The organism is Emticicia fluvialis, from assembly GCF_024793945.1.
Lineage (GTDB): Bacteria > Bacteroidota > Bacteroidia > Cytophagales > Spirosomataceae > Emticicia > Emticicia fluvialis.
On sequence record NZ_JANUSD010000015.1, the window covers coordinates 93949 to 111512 of the forward strand.

General features: G+C 41.5%; 19 protein-coding genes. 8 read left to right on the plus strand and 11 right to left on the minus strand.

What is annotated here, in order from left to right; all coding sequences use genetic code 11:
• Positions 1–110: 110 nt before the first annotated feature.
• A complete protein-coding gene (locus NZ848_RS17060; protein WP_259016519.1) occupies positions 111–1688 on the minus strand; it encodes a S8 family serine peptidase in 1578 nt (525 codons plus the stop codon).
• Between the two features lie 141 nt (positions 1689–1829).
• On the opposite strand from NZ848_RS17060, the gene NZ848_RS17065 reads away from it, so the two are divergent.
• Together NZ848_RS17065 and NZ848_RS17070 are read left to right on the plus strand one after the other, a co-directional pair.
• A complete protein-coding gene (locus NZ848_RS17065; RefSeq protein ID WP_259016520.1) occupies positions 1830–3119 on the plus strand; it encodes an aminopeptidase P N-terminal domain-containing protein in 1290 nt (429 codons plus the stop codon).
• A gap of 152 nt (positions 3120–3271) precedes the next feature.
• On the plus strand, positions 3272–3997 hold the full coding sequence (locus NZ848_RS17070) for a DUF1460 domain-containing protein (RefSeq protein ID WP_259016521.1): 726 nt from the start codon (positions 3272–3274) through the stop codon (positions 3995–3997).
• Between the two features lie 3 nt (positions 3998–4000).
• On the opposite strand, the gene NZ848_RS17075 is transcribed toward NZ848_RS17070, so the two are convergent.
• On the minus strand, positions 4001–5278 hold the full coding sequence (locus NZ848_RS17075) for a metal-dependent hydrolase family protein (protein WP_259016522.1): 1278 nt from the start codon (positions 5276–5278) through the stop codon (positions 4001–4003).
• Positions 5279–5587: 309 nt separating this feature from the next.
• On the opposite strand from NZ848_RS17075, the gene NZ848_RS17080 reads away from it, so the two are divergent.
• Positions 5588–6106 (plus strand): uridine kinase family protein, encoded by a 519-nt coding sequence (locus tag NZ848_RS17080; RefSeq protein WP_253535274.1) that lies wholly within the window; start codon positions 5588–5590, stop codon positions 6104–6106.
• 87 nt (positions 6107–6193) lie between these two features.
• Positions 6194–7075 (plus strand): bifunctional 5,10-methylenetetrahydrofolate dehydrogenase/5,10-methenyltetrahydrofolate cyclohydrolase, encoded by an 882-nt coding sequence (locus NZ848_RS17085; RefSeq protein ID WP_259016524.1) that lies wholly within the window; start codon positions 6194–6196, stop codon positions 7073–7075.
• A gap of 36 nt (positions 7076–7111) precedes the next feature.
• Here NZ848_RS17085 and NZ848_RS17090 read toward each other — a convergent pair whose 3' ends face one another.
• The 4 genes from NZ848_RS17090 to NZ848_RS17105 all read right to left on the minus strand — a co-directional run bounded on the left by NZ848_RS17090 (position 7112) and on the right by NZ848_RS17105 (position 10036).
• On the minus strand, positions 7112–7324 hold the full coding sequence (locus NZ848_RS17090) for a T9SS type A sorting domain-containing protein (protein ID WP_259016525.1): 213 nt from the start codon (positions 7322–7324) through the stop codon (positions 7112–7114).
• A 388-nt stretch (positions 7325–7712) separates the two neighbouring features.
• Positions 7713–8909 (minus strand): hypothetical protein, encoded by a 1197-nt coding sequence (locus NZ848_RS17095; RefSeq protein ID WP_259016526.1) that lies wholly within the window; start codon positions 8907–8909, stop codon positions 7713–7715.
• A 2-nt stretch (positions 8910–8911) separates the two neighbouring features.
• Positions 8912–9502 (minus strand): RNA polymerase sigma factor, encoded by a 591-nt coding sequence (locus NZ848_RS17100; RefSeq protein WP_101727062.1) that lies wholly within the window; start codon positions 9500–9502, stop codon positions 8912–8914.
• A gap of 156 nt (positions 9503–9658) precedes the next feature.
• Positions 9659–10036, minus strand: a complete 378-nt coding sequence (locus NZ848_RS17105) for a hypothetical protein (protein WP_259016527.1) — start codon at positions 10034–10036, stop codon at positions 9659–9661.
• A gap of 153 nt (positions 10037–10189) precedes the next feature.
• Between NZ848_RS17105 and NZ848_RS17110 the strand changes: the two genes are divergently transcribed.
• Positions 10190–11140 carry a ribose-phosphate pyrophosphokinase gene (locus NZ848_RS17110; RefSeq protein WP_259016528.1) on the plus strand — a complete coding sequence of 317 codons (951 nt, stop codon included), beginning with the start codon at positions 10190–10192 and terminating at the stop codon, positions 11138–11140.
• Positions 11141–11174: 34 nt separating this feature from the next.
• Positions 11175–11735: a 50S ribosomal protein L25 gene (locus tag NZ848_RS17115; RefSeq protein WP_253535287.1), complete on the plus strand. Its 561-nt coding sequence runs from the start codon at positions 11175–11177 to the stop codon at positions 11733–11735.
• Between the two features lie 91 nt (positions 11736–11826).
• On the opposite strand, the gene NZ848_RS17120 is transcribed toward NZ848_RS17115, so the two are convergent.
• The 5 genes from NZ848_RS17120 to NZ848_RS17140 form a co-directional block, all read right to left on the minus strand.
• Entirely contained in the window at positions 11827–12396 is a 570-nt protein-coding gene (locus tag NZ848_RS17120; protein WP_259016529.1) for a Crp/Fnr family transcriptional regulator, read from the minus strand.
• A gap of 9 nt (positions 12397–12405) precedes the next feature.
• Positions 12406–12630 carry a DUF2798 domain-containing protein gene (locus tag NZ848_RS17125; RefSeq protein WP_253535291.1) on the minus strand — a complete coding sequence of 75 codons (225 nt, stop codon included), beginning with the start codon at positions 12628–12630 and terminating at the stop codon, positions 12406–12408.
• A 168-nt stretch (positions 12631–12798) separates the two neighbouring features.
• On the minus strand, positions 12799–13125 hold the full coding sequence (locus NZ848_RS17130) for a DUF6686 family protein (RefSeq protein ID WP_253535293.1): 327 nt from the start codon (positions 13123–13125) through the stop codon (positions 12799–12801).
• 3 nt (positions 13126–13128) lie between these two features.
• Positions 13129–13320: a hypothetical protein gene (locus NZ848_RS17135; protein WP_259016530.1), complete on the minus strand. Its 192-nt coding sequence runs from the start codon at positions 13318–13320 to the stop codon at positions 13129–13131.
• A gap of 32 nt (positions 13321–13352) precedes the next feature.
• Positions 13353–13841, minus strand: a complete 489-nt coding sequence (locus NZ848_RS17140) for a Fur family transcriptional regulator (protein WP_253535296.1) — start codon at positions 13839–13841, stop codon at positions 13353–13355.
• Positions 13842–13994: 153 nt separating this feature from the next.
• Here NZ848_RS17140 and NZ848_RS17145 point away from each other — a divergent pair, with 153 nt between their 5' ends.
• Positions 13995–16361, plus strand: coding sequence for a TonB-dependent receptor (locus NZ848_RS17145; protein ID WP_259016531.1), 2367 nt, complete (start codon positions 13995–13997; stop codon positions 16359–16361).
• Between the two features lie 6 nt (positions 16362–16367).
• Positions 16368–17522 (plus strand): PepSY-associated TM helix domain-containing protein, encoded by a 1155-nt coding sequence (locus NZ848_RS17150; protein ID WP_259016532.1) that lies wholly within the window; start codon positions 16368–16370, stop codon positions 17520–17522.
• Positions 17523–17564 lie beyond the last annotated feature (42 nt).

Below are 17564 nucleotides of genomic sequence, written 5' to 3' on the forward strand. Positions count from 1 at the left end.
AAGGCTTACCAGCCTTGGTTGATTATAGATAATTGATAGACTTTGTTCTTTGGGCAATATACTAAAAAAGATATTCATTAAAACCAGATTATCGCCTCTGATAATGTGAATCAGAGCCAGATAATTTCAATTACTTCATCTTTTTTAACAATGGTAGTGTGCTTTATATGCGCATTTCGTTTCAATAAAATGGTGTTTTGCCGGGCCTTGCTGGCATCTTGCGATAAAACCAGTGTTGGTGTTCTTTTATGAAAAACACTGACCACTTCGCCGGGTGTTACATTTATTTCAATATTACGTTCATTTTCCGGTACAGAGACTGTCCTGACCCGATTTCTATTATCAAGCGGCTCTTTGTCTGAGCTCATCATCAGGTCAAGGGCTTTGGCTGCATTGGGTATGCCGTAGCCAATATAATTGTTGCCGAATGGGTACAGGCTGGCTGATTTTTCAATGAAATTTTTAGCGGCCTTATTGGTCAACTTCGGATTCGCCTGCAGCAAACAGGCCACAAAGCCAGTAATAACAGGCGCGGCCAGCGATGTGCCATATAATGAGTAGCAGGATACATTGGGTTTCAGGTAATCCAGAAAATCGGGGCCAATACTGCTATAGCCCATTTTTAGACCGTTTTCGTTGGTGGCGCCAACTGCAATTACTCCTTCTACATCAGCAGGGGTAGATATAATACGCCAGTCGCGGTCACCGCCTTCATTCCCTGCAGAAACCACCAGTATTATGCCTTTTTCTTCGGTTGCTATTCTGGCGGCTTTGGCAATGGTACTGGTGTTGCCGTTCATTTGTTCAGGGCTGTAATCTTCTTTCGGATTCGAGAAACCTTTGGCATACCCCAATGAGGTATTAATTAATCGTACACCCAGGCTGTCCATCCACTCCATCGCTGCTACCCAGTTGTCTTCCTCACCTCTGAACTCCCTGCCACCGGTATCAGTTCTGGCCAGATAAAACTTCGCCTGCGTGGCAAGGCCAAACTGAATTTTATTATCATGTGTTTTGCCTGTTATGGCAGTCAGCACCTCAGTGCCATGAAAATCAGAGCCGGTCTCGCGTTCATCAAAATGATTCGTTTTCCTGGGGTTTATATAGTCTCTTACCCCCAGAATCCGGTTTCCGGTCAGTAAATGACCCAATGCCGGCGACTCACTGACACCATAATACCCGGCATCAATAACGCCAATGGTTACTCCGTTTCCGTTCAGGCCAGTTTGTAAGAACCCTTCAATACCTACCTGTTTCATGGCGAAATCTACCCGTATATCATCCGTAACTTCAGAACGATTAATGGTTGCCGGATACAATTTACTGTCTATAAGTATCACATTGCTTACAAAAGGCAAATTTCTAACCACCTGCAATTGCTCAGGCAGCAGATAGGCTGAGATACCATTGAGCCAGCGAGACTCATTCACGGGGCTTATTTGGTAACTCTTCAATATAGAGATATACCTGCCGCAAACAGGTATGTCAGTATACTGGCTTGCAGGTATACCAAGCGTTTTTCTGTTTTCTTTACATTGCTCAGATACCGCTGCCGACAGGCCGGTTTCTTTGTCTTTAAACAACACCCAATATTTATGCTGTGAAAACCCCTGAAAAGAAAACGAAGAAAAGAAAGATAAGAATATGAAAATTTGACGTACACTTGCCATACCAATGCAATAATTCATAATTTTATAACCCAATGCGCAATATAGGCTTACCGATATTCTGTTGTATAAATAACTGACAATCCGCAGACTGTTTCAGAATATAAATTTAATTGAAAATATTCGTCTTGTAGTTAAAACTACCCATAATTTATTCCCTTTATGCGTTACGAACCAATTGATTCCACTCTCTTTTCATCTAACCGGGCAAGGCTCAAGGGTTTATTAAAACCCAAATCGATGGCCATTGTTCTGTCGAACGATGTCATTCCGAGCAATGCTGACGGTACTCTGGGGTTCAGACAAAACAACGATTTGTTTTATTTAACAGGTATAGACCAGGAAGAAAGTATTCTGATTTTGTTTCCGGATTTTCCGGACGAAAATTTCAGAGAAATATTACTGATAAGGGAAACCAGCGAGCATATAAAAATATGGGAAGGCGAAAAACTGAGTAAAGAACAGGCTACCGATATATCTGGAATAAAGAAAGTGGTGTGGGTAAACAGTTTTGAACCCTTACTGCGCAAGCTGGTTTTTGAGGCCGAGCAGGTATATCTGAATCTGAATGAGCATGATGGAGCCGACTGGAAGTTTCAGACAAGAGAGCGGCGGTTTGTGAACGATTTTAAGTTACAGTTTCCGCTACACCAATTAGAAAGGCTTGCCCCGTTAATGCGCCGGTTCAGGGTTGTTAAACAAGCCGCTGAAATAGATTTGTTAAAAAAAGCCATTGGTATTTCTGCCGGAGGCTTACGCCGGATGGCTAAGTTTCTGAAACCTGATGTGTATGAATTTGAACTGGAAGCCGAGCTGACGCACGAGTTTTTAATGAATCGCTCTCGTGGCCATGCCTTTCAACCCATTATTGCATCAGGCGCCAATGCCTGTGTGTTGCACTATGTAACCAACAATGAACGATGCAAAGACGGTGACCTGGTTCTGCTTGATTTTGGGGCAGAATATGCTAATTATAATGCAGATATTACCCGCTGCCTGCCCGTAAATGGCAGGTTCAGCGAGCGGCAGAAAGCGGTGTATCAGGCCGTACTGAGAATTTTGTATGCCGCCCGTGAAATGATTGTGAGTGGTAATACGATCGATAAATTAAGAAAAGAAACTGGTAAAATAGTTGAATACGAACTCATAGAACTGGGTTTATTAAAACGCCACGAAGTAGCAAAGCAAGACCCCGAGGCACCACTATACCGCAAGTATTTTCCGCATGGTATTTCGCATCATCTGGGTCTGGATGTGCATGACGTGGGCAGCCGTTATGAAACATTTAAACCCGGTATGGTTTTTACCTGCGAGCCGGGCATCTATATACCCGAAGAAAAACTGGGTATCAGGCTGGAAAATGATATTTTAATTACCGCGCATGGAAATATTGACCTGATGGACGGCATACCGATAACTATTGATGAAATTGAGCATTTAATGAATAACTAATCTGGTTTTGTTATCTTTGTGTCTCAAACGATTATCCCTATTGTATGTTTCAAAAATTGAATTCATCAAAAATATTAGTTTTTATACTGCTGGTTTTTGTGCCGGTTTGTTTGCGTGCCCAGAGCGCAGATGAAAAAATTTTTAAACAAATAATGGATTTGCCCAAAAGCGAAACCACTGCAAAAACAGCCATTACAATAGCGCAATCTTTTATCGGCCAGCCTTATAAGGCCGGAATGCTGGATGCCGCAGCAAATGAACAACTGGTGTGTACACTGAAAGATTTTGATTGCTGGACTTTCGTAGAAACGGTATCGGCTCTGGCTATTACCAGGCATTCTCCTATTTCAGATTTCTCAGTTTTTTTGTCATATCTTAAAAAACTTCGCTACCGCAGTGGCAACATTGAAGGCTATGCCTCAAGGCTGCATTATTTTAAAGAATGGGCAGTAAGAGCAGAGCAAAACAAGATTGCACAAGACATGACCGAATTGATGGGTGGGGTGCCTTCTGACAAGTTGATTAATTTCATGACCACGCACCGCAGCTTGTATCCGCATTTGCAGAAACAGGAGACCTTTGCAGAGGTTACCAGATACGAATCTGAATTAAACGGTTATGGTTTTTATTATATACCCAAGGCTGATGTAAAAAAGATGGAGAGCCAGATTGAAGACGGAGACATCATTGCCATTACATCAAATATAGAAGGGTTAGATTTTAACCATGAGGGCTTTGCTATCCGTAAAAATGGCAGAATACATTTGCTGCATGCATCGCAGGAAATGAAAAAGGTAATGATTTCGGCAGAGCCTTTAACAGATTACCTGAACCGGATTAAAAAACATTCCGGAATAGCCGTATTGCGGTTGTTATAGTGGCTATTCAATAATTTTTCCGTCTTTCATTACCAGTTTTATATTTCTGATGGCTTGTATGTTTTGTGCAGGGTTGCCTTCTACTACCAAAATATCGGCCAGTAAACCGGGCTTAATTCTACCTACCTGTTTTTCAATATGAAAAGCATCGGCATTAATACTGGTTGCTGATTTCAACACATCTAAAGGCTGCATACCATATTCAACCATCATTAGCATTTCCCGGGCGTTGTCTCCATGTGCAAAAACGCCTACATCGCCTCCCATACAAATTTTTACGCCTGACTTTATAATCTCTTTAAAAGTCTGTTTTTTCTGCTTAATACGCTCCGGGTCAGGTTCAATGCCCTTTTTCCAGCCTCTGTATTGCAAAATTGCGTCACCGGCTGCAAGGGTAGGGCATAAGTACACGTTTTTTTCTACCATCAGTTTCCATATTTCAGGCGTGCCGTTGTCGCCATGCTCAATGGTTTCTACACCGGCTTCAATGGCTCTTCGCATTCCTTCCGGTGTTGAGGCATGCGCAACTGTTGGTCTGCCTGCACTTCGGGCTGTAGCTACAATCAGCTTAATTTCGTCAACCGTAAAAGTAGGTGCTGCTTCACCTCTCAGGCCCCATCTGTAGTCGGCATATATTTTAATTAAATCGGCGCCTTTGCCAATCTGGTTTCTTACTTTCTTTATCAAATCATCATGGCCGTCAGCCTCTTCGGCTCCTTGTGGTAAAGTAATTTCAGAAGCAAACCCTTTGGGCGCATAGCTTCCGGTGGCTACCAGCGCTTTGGTGGCAATCAGTAATCTTGGCCCCGGTATAATGTTTTCATTGATTGCCCTTTTTAAACCAACATCGTCAAATTCGGCACCCTCAGTACCCAAATCCCGGGCAGTAGTAAAGCCCGCTTTTAAAGTTTTTTCAGCATGTGTTACAGCTCTGGCCGTTCTGTATGAGCGCGATTCTTTTAAAACCTGGTCGTCCCAAGGGGTTTCGTTGTAAGGATGAAGAAATATATGTGTGTGGCCTTCAATGAGCCCTGGCAAAAGTGTACAGTTTTTCAGGTCAATAATTCGGGTGTCTTTATCAAGGTCTTTCTCAATGTTTGTCTGTAACCCAACATTTTCTATTTTATTGTTTTTTATTAACACACCATAGTTTTCAAAGATTTTTTCACCATCAAAAACCCGGGCAGGTTTCAGATAAAAGGCAGGTTGTGCCTGAAGGCTGCACGAGCCTGTTACGAACAATGAGAACAATATGAGTCTTTTAATAAAATGTAGTCGCATAAGATGCATTTATTGAATAGTTTGGTAATAAAAGGCAGTTATTGCCTGAAACGTCTGAGGCCGATGAGCCCAACGGTAATAAAAACAAGACCCATCACCAAATTAGAAATAGTAACTGTAGGTGTAAAAAAACGGAGCGAAATAATGAGTACGCCGCATGTAATAGCTATGTAGCTGGCATAAAATGAAAGCTTGTTTTTATCCATTTGTATCAGGTCAGGTAATTGATTTGAATTTTATTCAAAAATAAACTTTTATTTAATTTTATTGCCTGAATTTTACATTTTTACGAAATAATCAAAGAATCACATGCTTATTGGTATAGGCGGGGTGAGCCGCTCCGGTAAAAGTACGCTGGCCAATCTTCTGGTAACCCATTTCAGGAAAAACGGCAAAAAAGTAATTGTTTTTCATCAGGACGATTTTGTGTTTCCGGAAACGCAGATTCCGAAGATAAAGAACCGGACAGACTGGGAGTCTCCTCATTCTATTGATTTCCCATTGTTTGAAGAAGTGCTGGTGCAGTTTAAAGAGAAATTTGATGTAGTAATAGCCGAAGGACTCTTCGCTTTTCATAGCGACTCTATCAATGCGCTATACGACAAGAAAATCTTTGTTAAAATCTCTAAACGCACTTTCCTGATCAGAAAAGCTATGGATACCCGATGGGGATATGAGCCTACCTGGTTTATTGAACATATTTGGGGGTCGTTTCAGAAATACGGTAAGCCATCGGCCCATGTGAAAGATATGCTGGGTGTGAGCGGAGAAGATGAATTTGATATGGACAAAGTGATTAAGTATATCCAAAAAGGCAATAAAAGCTAGCGTAGGCTCTTCATTAGATTTTCAACGATTAATTTTTGAATTTGTTCTATTTAACAGACCTTTGCATTCTCATTAAAAATCAGTTCAATGAATCTTATAGACGGAAAATTAATTTCGGCTCAGGTAAAACAGGAGTTAAAAGAAGAAGTTGAAAAACTAAAGGCAGAAGGTGGTAAAACCCCACATCTGGCGGCCATATTAGTTGGCAGCAATGGTTCAAGTGAAACCTATGTAGCCAGTAAAATTAGGTCTTGCGAAGAAATAGGGTTTAAATCTACTCTTATCAGAAGAGATGAAAGTGTTACTGAACAAGAGCTGCTGGAGGTGATTCAACAGCTGAACGACGACGAAGATATTGACGGCTTTATAGTACAGCTTCCGCTGCCTGCCCAGATAAATGTTGAAAAAGTAATTGAAGCCATAGAACCCAGAAAAGACGTAGACGGTTTTCATCCTATCAACATAGGCCGAATGGCCAAGGGGTTGCCTGCCTACATTTCTGCTACACCGTTTGGGGTATTGGAATTAATTAAAAGATATAAAATAGAAACCGCCGGTAAACACTGTGTGGTAGTAGGCCGCAGCCAGATAGTAGGCTTGCCTATGAGTATTCTGATGCAGCGCAATGCGTACCCTGGCAACTGTACGGTTTCTTTGGTACATAGCCGCACGCCGAATCTGGCTGAAATCACGTGCCAGGCTGATATTCTGATTGCAGCATTAGGAAAACCTGAATTTATTACTGCCGATATGGTGAAAGAAGGAGCTGTGGTAATAGACGTTGGCTTAACCAGAGTAGTAGACCCCACCAAGAAAAGTGGCTTTGCCCTGAAAGGAGATGTGAAATTTGACGAAGTGGCGCCTAAGAGCAGTTACATTACGCCTGTACCCGGTGGCGTGGGCCTTATGACAGTAGCCGCGCTGATGTACAACACGCTGTTATCGGCCAGAAGAGAAATTTATAAATAAACCAAAAAGGGGCTTAGGCCCCCTTTCTTTTTTATATTAATGATTGATAAAGAGTTGATGAACAATAGATTTACCGCTTTCGGTTTGTAGTTCAACAAAGTATATACCATCTTTAAGCTTTTCAACATCAAACTCTTGTTGGTTGCCTGCTTCCAGATTTTGTTTCTGTACGATTCTCCCCTTAGAGTCTTTTAATAATGCTGTTGTTTTCATGGTGTTGAACGATTGTTTATTAAAGTCTGCAGTCATGATGTTATTTTTTTTCTTTTAAGACGAAACTTTGACAACACTTAGTTGCATTGGTTTAATCTTTATTTGCATTTTATTGCTAAAAGTAACGGTTTTGATTTATTAAACAAGAGTAGTTGTTTTTTTTCAACGCATTTTTGTAGTTAACTTACGCTTTAGTATAAAATACTTATTGAAGGGGTACAAGTTAGCAGTTACCTGATATGGTAAATCTAATGAAATGAAGGGGGATTTTTAGATTACAGACTGGGCTTGGGCGTTTCTGCAAGCTGAAGAACTTACCATTAAAAATAATGTAGAATATGCCATTTTGAAGCACTCGTATGTGTGCTGTAATGGAATTGGAAGGTCTCAAAAATCAAAATACTAATGAAAACAGTGCAAAAAACTAAGGCCTGAATATCAGTTTTGTAGTATAGAATTTCCCTTTCTGAAACTGAAAATAGATTTTACCTACCCTGATAACCGTCATTTCTTTGATGTTGTCGGGGTTATTGAGGTCATCTTCAAGGGTATGAATACTTCCATTGGTCTTTTTGGCAATCTGAACATAGTCTGACTGAAACGCCAGGTCTTTTTTATAGGTTTCGCCGCAAAGTATAATATGCGTTTTCTTTTTAACCTTCGATAAGTGCTTCATGTCTTTAACGGGGCTGCTGTTATCGGCAATCATGATAATCTCATCAGCTTCCGGAAAGTGTTTTTGTGCATATAATAAAGCTTCAATGTTGTTCTCGGGTTTGTCGTTATTGTTTTCTGTATTGCTTATGGCGGCAAACATGGCATCCCACAACTGCATTTCATTCTTTTCTTTTACCATAAACATTTTACCGGGCAGCTTGCCTTTGGTCTGGTTGCCCAAGCTGTCGCAATCGGTAAAGAAAACCACTCCTTTCACACTGGTGTTGTCGGCATTTTCGGTTATCCAGTCAAATACCTGAGTGGTGTACGGAAACATGCTCGACGTCATGTCGCACACAATCACTACATTTTTCCATTTTTCAATGTTTCTGTCCAGTGCCTGGTAAGAGGTAAGTTCGTATGTTTTACCTAACTGGCGCACCCGAAGTATTTTGTCGCTCATTGAAATGGCAGAAGCGTTCAGATACCGGATTTCCTTGTCGAGCAAATCAGGATGAATTTTGGGTGCGGTAGTGGTTAATTTCCTGGAGGCCAGCTTATTTATGTGAAGGTTCGAAAAAGTTTCGGGTTTAAAGTTTTCAGCGTTTTTTTCTGGTGCCTCAATTTCTTTGGCAATAGCAGGCGGATTAACCTTTTTCAGGTCGGTTTCTTCTGCTGCCTCAGTGTCTTTAGACATTGGCTGAACCACCGTTTCCGGTTTGTTTTCAGGCTTTACAAAAGGTGATTCTAACGATATTTGTTGTATAATTTCTACCTCATGGTTATTGTAAAGGTAAAAACCCAAACCGGCCATCATAAGAACAGCGCCGGGAATAGCAAAGCGAAGAAAAGAACTAATCTTTATTTTGCGTTGCATTTTCTTCCAGTCTTCCGGCGAATAATCCGGCTGGAAGCTATCCAGCTTCTCCCTGATTATCCGATGAAATTTTTCTTCTTCTGACATGACTACAATATTTTCGTTAATTTTTGACGAAGCAGCCCATTAGCCAACGATAAATTGGCTCTGGATGTACTTTCTGCAATCTTTAACATTTCTGCAATTTCTTTGTGAGAGTATCCTTCAATAGCATACAAATTAAAAACAATCCGGTAATTGGATGGTAAACTCTGAACGGCCGCCATGATATCTTCAGATGAAAGACGGGCGTAAACTGATTCGTCGCCGAAGTTTTGTTCAGCTATGTTTTCAGACAACTCAGCCGATTGCTTATTTATATTTTTTCTGTAATGATCTATGGCGCCGTTAATCATTATACGCCGTAACCAGGGCTTAATACTCTCAATATTATCAATTTTGTGCAGATTTCTGAAAACTTTCAGAAATCCATCATTCATTATTTCCAAAGCATCTTCTCTGTTTTCACAATAACTCAGGCAGGCAGATAATGCAAATCCATGAAAATGCTCATAGAAGATTTTCATGGCCTTTTCATTGCCTTTCAGGCAGTTTTCGACAACCTCCATCAAACTATTCGAGGTCAATAGCTTTTTTCTGGTTAAGGTTTTAAAGTAAATTTCTGCTGTCTGTGTTGTCATGGGAAATTTACGTTTGAAAATTCAGGTGCTTTTTATCAAGACGTAAATTACCTTTCAAAACGCTGTTGAAAATAATTCTTTTTCCCGGTTTCAGGCAGATTTTTATTTGCTGGTCTGGAGAAGCAAACTATTCATGCGTAGCTAGTCAAGCAAAATTCAGACACGCGCCTGCATGGCCCTGGCGGTTTGCTTCCGCTTCGGATACACGTAGTCAAAGCCGTTCTGAACTTTAAGGTTATAATCAAAAAACTCAATTGCCCTTTGCAGGTGGCTGCGGTTAATGGCCACAAAATAAGGTCTTTTACCAGCCCCTTTACGTACCAGCCGGGCATCAAGTTTAAAAATTGTACCTTCCGGATAAGTGCCAATCAGTTTTGAAGGGCAACTTATTTTTATGTCGCGCGGTACCTGCTGGCCTAAAATGGTGGTCAGCCGCATTCTTCTTTTATTGATGTCGAAAAAAGATTCGGCAAAGATATCTATAAAGAAAACCTTGTTTAGTTCCGGAACCTCATCCAATAAAGACAACTGCATTCGCTTTGGTGTTTAGCAACCTGAGTGCACACCCACTACAGGCATTTTGGGAATTATGCAAATCTATACAAAATTTGAAAATATTCTAAACAGGTATGTGATTTTTTAAGTAAAAAGCGTACCTTTGCGAATCTTTTTTTGAAGTGTAAACAAATGGCAGAAGTTAAGATTTTTTCAGGTACGTCATCAAGGTATTTGGCCAGTCGGGTTGCCGATTATTATGGCAAAGATTTAGGAAGCGTAAGCATCAACCGTTTTGCTGATAGCGAAATTTCGGTAAGCTTTGATGAATCTGTAAGAGGGTGTGATGTGTTTCTGGTTCAGTCGACATTTCCTCCGGGAGATAATATCATGGAGCTCTTAATGCTGATTGATGCTGCCAGACGTGCCTCGGCCCACTATGTTTGTGCAGTTATACCCTATTTTGGATATGCCAGACAAGACAGAAAAGATAAGCCAAGGGTTGGCATAACAGCCAAGCTGATTGCCAATATGCTTACAGCTGCCGGTGCAGACAGGGTAATGACCATGGACCTGCACGCCGGCCAGATTCAGGGCTTTTTTGATATTCCGGTTGACCACCTGGAGGGTACATCAGTTTTTGTGCCTTACCTGAAAACCCAGAATCTGGAAAATATCAAGTTTGCATCTCCTGACGTAGGCGGGGTGGCGCGTTGCCGCAAGTTTGCCTCTTTTTTTGATGCAGATATTGTGATTTGCGACAAGCACCGTAAAAAAGCAAACGAAATAGCCTCTATGCAACTGATTGGTGATGTGGAGGGCTCTGATGTGATTCTGGTTGATGACCTGATTGACACCGGAGGAACCATCTGCAAAGCTGCCGATCTTATTTTATCTAAAGGTGCCAGGTCGGTTCGTGCTTTCTGTACGCACCCGGTGCTTTCTGGTAAAGCTAACGAAAATATATCAAATTCGGCTCTTACCGAACTGGTAGTAACTGATACCATTCCATTGCGCTACGACAACCAGAAAATCAAGGTGTTGTCTGTTGCTGAACTATTCGGCAAGGCTATTGGGCGTATCAGAGATAACGGGTCTATTAGCACATTATTTATAAATTATCAACAGAATCTGGGCTTCTGACAAGAACCCGATTCATTATTTAAACTTTACAAAAATGAAAAAAACTGAGATTGTAGGGTATAACAGAGCGAATCTCGGACGCCAGGCTTCACAGGAATTGCGCGCGCAAGGTATGGTTCCATGTGTTCTTTACGGTGGTGCCGATCAGGTTTCGTTCTATGCGCCTGCTTATTTGTTCCGTGACCTATTGTTCACTCCAGATGCTTACGAAGTAACCATCAATATTGAAGGCAAAGTATATACAGGTATCTTGCAGGATTCACAATACCATCCTGTAAATGACCAGATTATCCATGCTGACTTCCTGGAAATTACACCTGATAAAATTATCAAGGTAGCGGTTCCTATCAAATTGCACGGTCCGTCAGAAGGACAAAAGAAAGGGGGTAAACTGGTTCAGAAAATGCAAAAACTACGTTTGCAAGGGCCAGCCAAACATATTCCTGATTACGTAAACGTTGATATCAAAGACCTTGACTTAGGTAAATCTATCAAAGTAGGTGCTATTGGTGAAATTGAAGGTGTTAAAATCCTTGATGCCGCCAGCAATCCTTTGGCAGTTATTACCATTCCTCGTTCTTTGCGTCAGCAATAAGATTGAGCTAATCGCTAATAGATATTTAACGGGCCGGCAACGGTCCGTTATTTTTTTGAAGTTTAGATACGGCGGCTTGGGGGCTGATGATTTATATTTTAGATTTCAGGCGGCTCAGTGTTTCCTGAGATACATTCAGGTATGAGGCAACCAGCTTGTTAGGCAGCCTTCTTACTACCGAAGGGTTTTCAGCCATCAGCCTGCGGTATCTTTCAGTAGCATCCTGTGTTAAAAAAGACATCAACCTGCGGGTATTATTAACATACGCTTTTTCAAGATAATTTCTATAGAATTTTTCCCATTGAGGTACAACTGTAAGTAGCTGATGGAAATCCTGATGTGTTATATACAGAAGTTCGGTGGGTTCGGCTGCTTCAATAAACTCGTCTGATGGCTCTTCGGTTATAAAACTTACCAGTGCGGTGGCAAACTGGTTTTCAAAAGCAAAATAGCGGGTGGCTTCCTGCCCGTCTTCATTAATAAAAAATATACGTAAACAACCTTTGCCAACGAAGAAGGTCCGCTGGCTGGTTTGTCCCTGGGTAACCAAGGGTTCATTTTTCCTAAGTTGTAAGGGTTTGAAGCAATAAAGAATGCTTTTTAATTCATCTTCACTTACATCAATCTGACTTTTGATATATTGGCTTAGCTGTTCGTACATATATAAAAATCAATCTTTAACGGTCAGTTTTTCTGCCAGTTTGCGTGCATTAGGAATAATAAGAAATGCAGCAGCATAAGCAACAGGTAGCATAACGCTCCAGGCTTTCAGAAATTTAAAGAACCAGTCTTCACCAAAGCCGTAGTTACGCATCAGGCCTACAAAAGCCATAATTAATGTCATGGGTATCACCACAAACAATGTGTTAATATACTTAAAATGTTTCTTTTTCATTTGTTTTAATTGTTTAAGAATAATTTGATGACGCAAAATTGCATGGTTTATTTTTCTTAAACTTTGACATAGGTCAAAAAAAATCTTGCCACTCAAAATGGTGGCAAGATTGCATACTACGACAGTTATTTACGACTTAAATATAAAATTCTTGATGGGTTTATTCATTCAGTATTGTAATACTTTGTTTACCTCTATCATCACAAAGGCATCGTCAAGCATATTTCTAAATTGTTCAAACTCGCGCGGTGTAAACATCAGGTAAAAATTACTAACAGGTGTTTTTAAACCTATGTTACGGCCATTGCAGCACAAATCTCCGGCATTAAAAACGGTATCACCATCGTCTAGTATTCGTCTGAACTGCCTCAGGTCTTCTTCCGGAAAAACAAACAACTGATTATTAAAAACCATGTTGTATTTTTGGCAGCAGGGGCATTTACCTACATATCCGTAGCTGCAAGAGGCCAGTATTAAGAGTTTATGATTATCCATTTTTCATCGGGTCAACTTCTTTTTCAATACTTCAGCGTAGTTAATTTTATCATAGCCGTTTATTAAATCTTTCAACTGGCTAAGCAATGGTTGGCCAATCAGAAAAATCCGCTGATTATGCACATATTCAATTACCTCTGAAACCTGCTGAAACAGGGGTGCGTGGTTTTTGGTTATTTCTGAGTTTTCTTTCATGGCTTTTCATAGTAAAGGCGCTTTTGCTGGCTTCAGTTATTAAGCGCCTTTTTGTTTTCGCAATTTTGTTTTTCACAATGGCCATACAAAAGCAAATCGTGTTGGGTAATTTCAAATTGCATCATTTCGCCAATCATTTTCTGAATCTGCTGTAAACGGGGGTCGCAGAATTCTTTCACCTGTTGGCAATCCAGGCAAATCAGGTGATCGTGCTGCCTGAAATTGGCCGCTTTTTCATATTTGGTTACATTGTTGCCAAATTGGTTTTTGCGTATCAGCCCGCATTCCAGTAAAACTTCAAGGTTATTATATATAGTAGCCCGGCTTACATATTGCTTTTTGTCGACCATTGTTTTGTAGAGGTCTTCTGCGTCAAAATGGTCATTCCTTGAATAAATCTCCTCTAGCATCATCATCCTTTCGGCAGTCTTTCGCAATCCTTTTTCCTCCAAAAAGATTAAAAACCGGGCAAGAGCTTTCTCGTAGTTTACATCTTTCATTTTTCCTCTGTTGCTGGCCATTTATAAGTGGTCTGATTTAATCCTGAATCTTATCCTGAGACAAAGTTGAGGCTTATTTAGAATTAATCCAAATAATTTTACCTATTTATTTTTAATTAGTCTAAATAAGATATACATTTGCGTCATCAAATCAAACAAAGCATTTTTAAATAAATGAGTAAACTAACACCCCACAAAATGAAGTCAGTTTTTACAGTGTTTATGCTAATGTGCGGTTCATGGGCATGGGCTCAGAACGGAACAGTGAAAGGAAGAGTGATTACCAGCGACGGTAAAGCAGCAGAATTTGTAAATGTAATTTTAAAAGGAACAAACAAAGGCACGCTTACCGATACCCTGGGTAATTACCAGATTAGCCAGGTGAAGGCCGGCGATTACACAGCGCAGGTTAGTTTTATAGGCTTAAAAGCCGAAACCAGAAAGTTTAGTATGAAAGCGGGCGAAACCGTTACGCTTGATTTTACGATGGACATAAACGCCAACCAGCTGCAGGAAGTAGTAGTGGCAGCCAACCCTAGTAAATATGTATCAGATTATCCTTCTATTTCGCTTCGGTTAAAAACTCCTCTTCTTGAAATCCCGCAAAACATACAGGTAATTACCAAACAGTTGATTCAGGACCAGCAGATTTTTGATATGCTGGAAGGCGTAACCCGCAATGTGAGTGGCGCAACCCGTGTAGAACACTGGGATACCTACGCCCAGATAAACATGAGAGGCTCGCAGATTGCGGCGTTCAGAAATGGTATGAACGTGCAGTCTACCTGGGGCCCGCTGGTGGAAGACATGAGCATGGTAGAGCGCATTGAGTTTGTAAAAGGCCCGGCAGGTTTTATGCTGGCCAATGGAGAACCAAGTGGTTTTTATAATGTAGTTACCAAAAAGCCAACAGGTATTAACAAAGGAGAAGCCTCAATGACAGTAGGCAGCTTTAATACCTATCGGTCAACATTAGATTTTGACGGAAAATTGACCGATAACGGCAAAATCCTTTACCGGTTGAACCTGATGGGGCAGACGAAGGGCTCGCACCGCGATTTTGAATTCAATAACCGTATATCAATAGCACCGGTTCTGAAGTTTCAGTTTACGCCCAGCACCTCATTAACCGCCGAATACACCTACCAGTTTAACCAGATGTCGGTAATTGGTTCAAATTACGCATTTTCTAAGAAAGGCATGGCCGATTTACCCGTTAATGCCACTACGGCAGAGCCGAACATGTACCCATCGAACATTAACGATAATACGTTTTTCCTGACGCTGGCACATAGCCTGAACAGCAACTGGAAACTGACCGGCCAATTGGCATACATGACCTACAAACAGATTGGGCAGTCGTTATGGCCAACTGGTTTTTCGGCCAATGGTGATACTTTAATCAGAGCTGCCTCTGTCTGGGACGTACTGGGCATAACAAAAGTAGGTCAGTTCTTCGTAAACGGCGACGCCAAAACAGGTGTAGTTGGCCACCGGATTCTGGCAGGTCTTGACATGGGCCAGAAAGATTTCTATCATGACTGGTCGCAAGGAGGCACCTTTAAAGGGCCGCAAGGTTTTAATATTTACAATCCTGTTCACGGAAACGTACCGGCATCGGCCTTTCCTAAATATGACAGAAGCCTGAGCCTACGCCAGAGAGGAGTTTATTACGCTCAACAGTATGCGGCCATTTATGCACAGGACGAAATCAGGTTCTTTGAAGATAAATTAAGACTAACCCTGGCCGGAAGATACACCAGCGCACAAAATAGTGACCCATATTCTGGCTTTGTGAAATCAGAGAAATTTACTCCACGAGTTGGTTTGAGTTATTCTATCGACAAAAATACGAGCGCTTATGCAGTATTTGATCAGGCTTTTCTTCCACAGGCAGGCGCTGACGCACAAGGCAAAGGCTTTAAACCTGTTACAGGAAACAACAAGGAAATTGGCTTGAAACGCGAATGGCTGGGTGGTTTGTGGTCTACGTCAGTAGCTGCCTATAACATTACCAAAAACAATGTACTAACAGCCGACCCTAACAACCAATTCTTTTCGGTGCAGTTAGGTCAGACACAAGTAAAAGGATTTGAATTTGACTTACGCGGGCAGTTGATTCATGGTCTTGACCTTACTTTGAACTATGCCTACACCGATGCCAAAGTAACCAAAGACACGCAGGAAAAAAACGTGGGCGTACAAACGCCGGGTTCGTCTAAAAATATTGCAAATGCCTGGTTGAGCTATAAATCTACAGCGGGTAGCCTGCAAGGATTTGGCGTATCGCTTGGCGGTCAGCTTATTACAGGTCGTTCGTCATGGTATGTGTTTGACGGATCCAAACAAGGCTTGCCCAACTATTTCAAAATGGATGGCGCCGTTTCTTATCAGGCCAACAAATTTGCTGTGGCCCTTAATGTAAACAATATACTCAATGCCTACTTATATATGGGTGCGTATTATACCTACAGCGACTTCTATTACTGGCAGGCAGAAGCAAAAAGAAACCTTCGTCTTTCAATCAATTACAAATTTTAATCAGGTATGACCTTTAAGAAATTAATAGGTAAACTACACCTCTGGCTCGGGCTTGGCTCCGGGCTGGTGGTGTTTGTGGTAAGTATAACCGGTTGCATTTATGCCTTTCAGGTTGAAATTCAGGACCTTATACAACCTTACAGGTATGTTGAGGTTCAGAACAAACCTTTATTGAAACCATCTGTGCTAAAGGCCGTAACAGAGAAGGCGGTGCCCAACAAAGTAATTCATAGTATCACTTATGAAAGACCCGGCCGTGCGGCCATTGCCACTATTTATCATTACGAGCCTTCCTATTATTATCTGGCTTACCTGAACCCATACACTGGCGAAGTGCTGAAAGTGAAAAATATGGATGAAGATTTCTTCCGTATCATTCTCGACGGCCATTTCTATTTGTGGTTACCTGACCGAATCGGGCAGCCGGTTGTGGCCACTGCCACGCTGATTTTTGTTGTGCTGATGATCAGCGGGCTGATTCTTTGGTGGCCTAAAAACAAGTCGGCGGCTAAACAAAGGTTCTCTGTAAAATGGAATGCCCGATGGAGAAGGGTCAACTACGACCTGCACAATGTGCTGGGCTTCTACATGAACTGGGTGGTTATTTTTATTGCCATTACCGGGCTTGTTTGGGGTTTCCAGTGGTTCTCTAAAGCCTATTATTATACGCTTTCAGGAGGCAAAACACAGGTTGAATACTATGAGCCGGAGTCGCCCTCTCAACCCCTTGCCTCTTCTATACCAGCGATAGACCGCATTTATGAAAAAGTAAGGGCTGAAACCCCCGAAGCGCTTACAATAGAGGTACACCCGCCTGAAACCGGGAAATCAACCATTGCCACTGCCACCACTACCGATACCGATGTGTACTGGAAGCATGATTACAGGTATTTTGACCAATATACCTTGAAGGAGGTACCGGTGGAACATGCCTTTGGCCGCCTGAAAGACTTATCGACAGCAGATAAAATCTTCCGGATGAACTACGATATACACGTGGGAGCATTGTTTGGTTTTTCAGGTAAACTTCTGGCATTTTTTGCCAGCCTTATAGCTGCCAGCCTGCCCATTACAGGTGTGTATATCTGGTGGGGTAGAAGAAAAAAGAATGCAAAACCGGCAGGCCAGGTTAAAACCAAAGCAACCGTACTGAATGCCTGATTTCTGAAAGCAGTAATAATGGCCGATGTTCAATTGAATCCA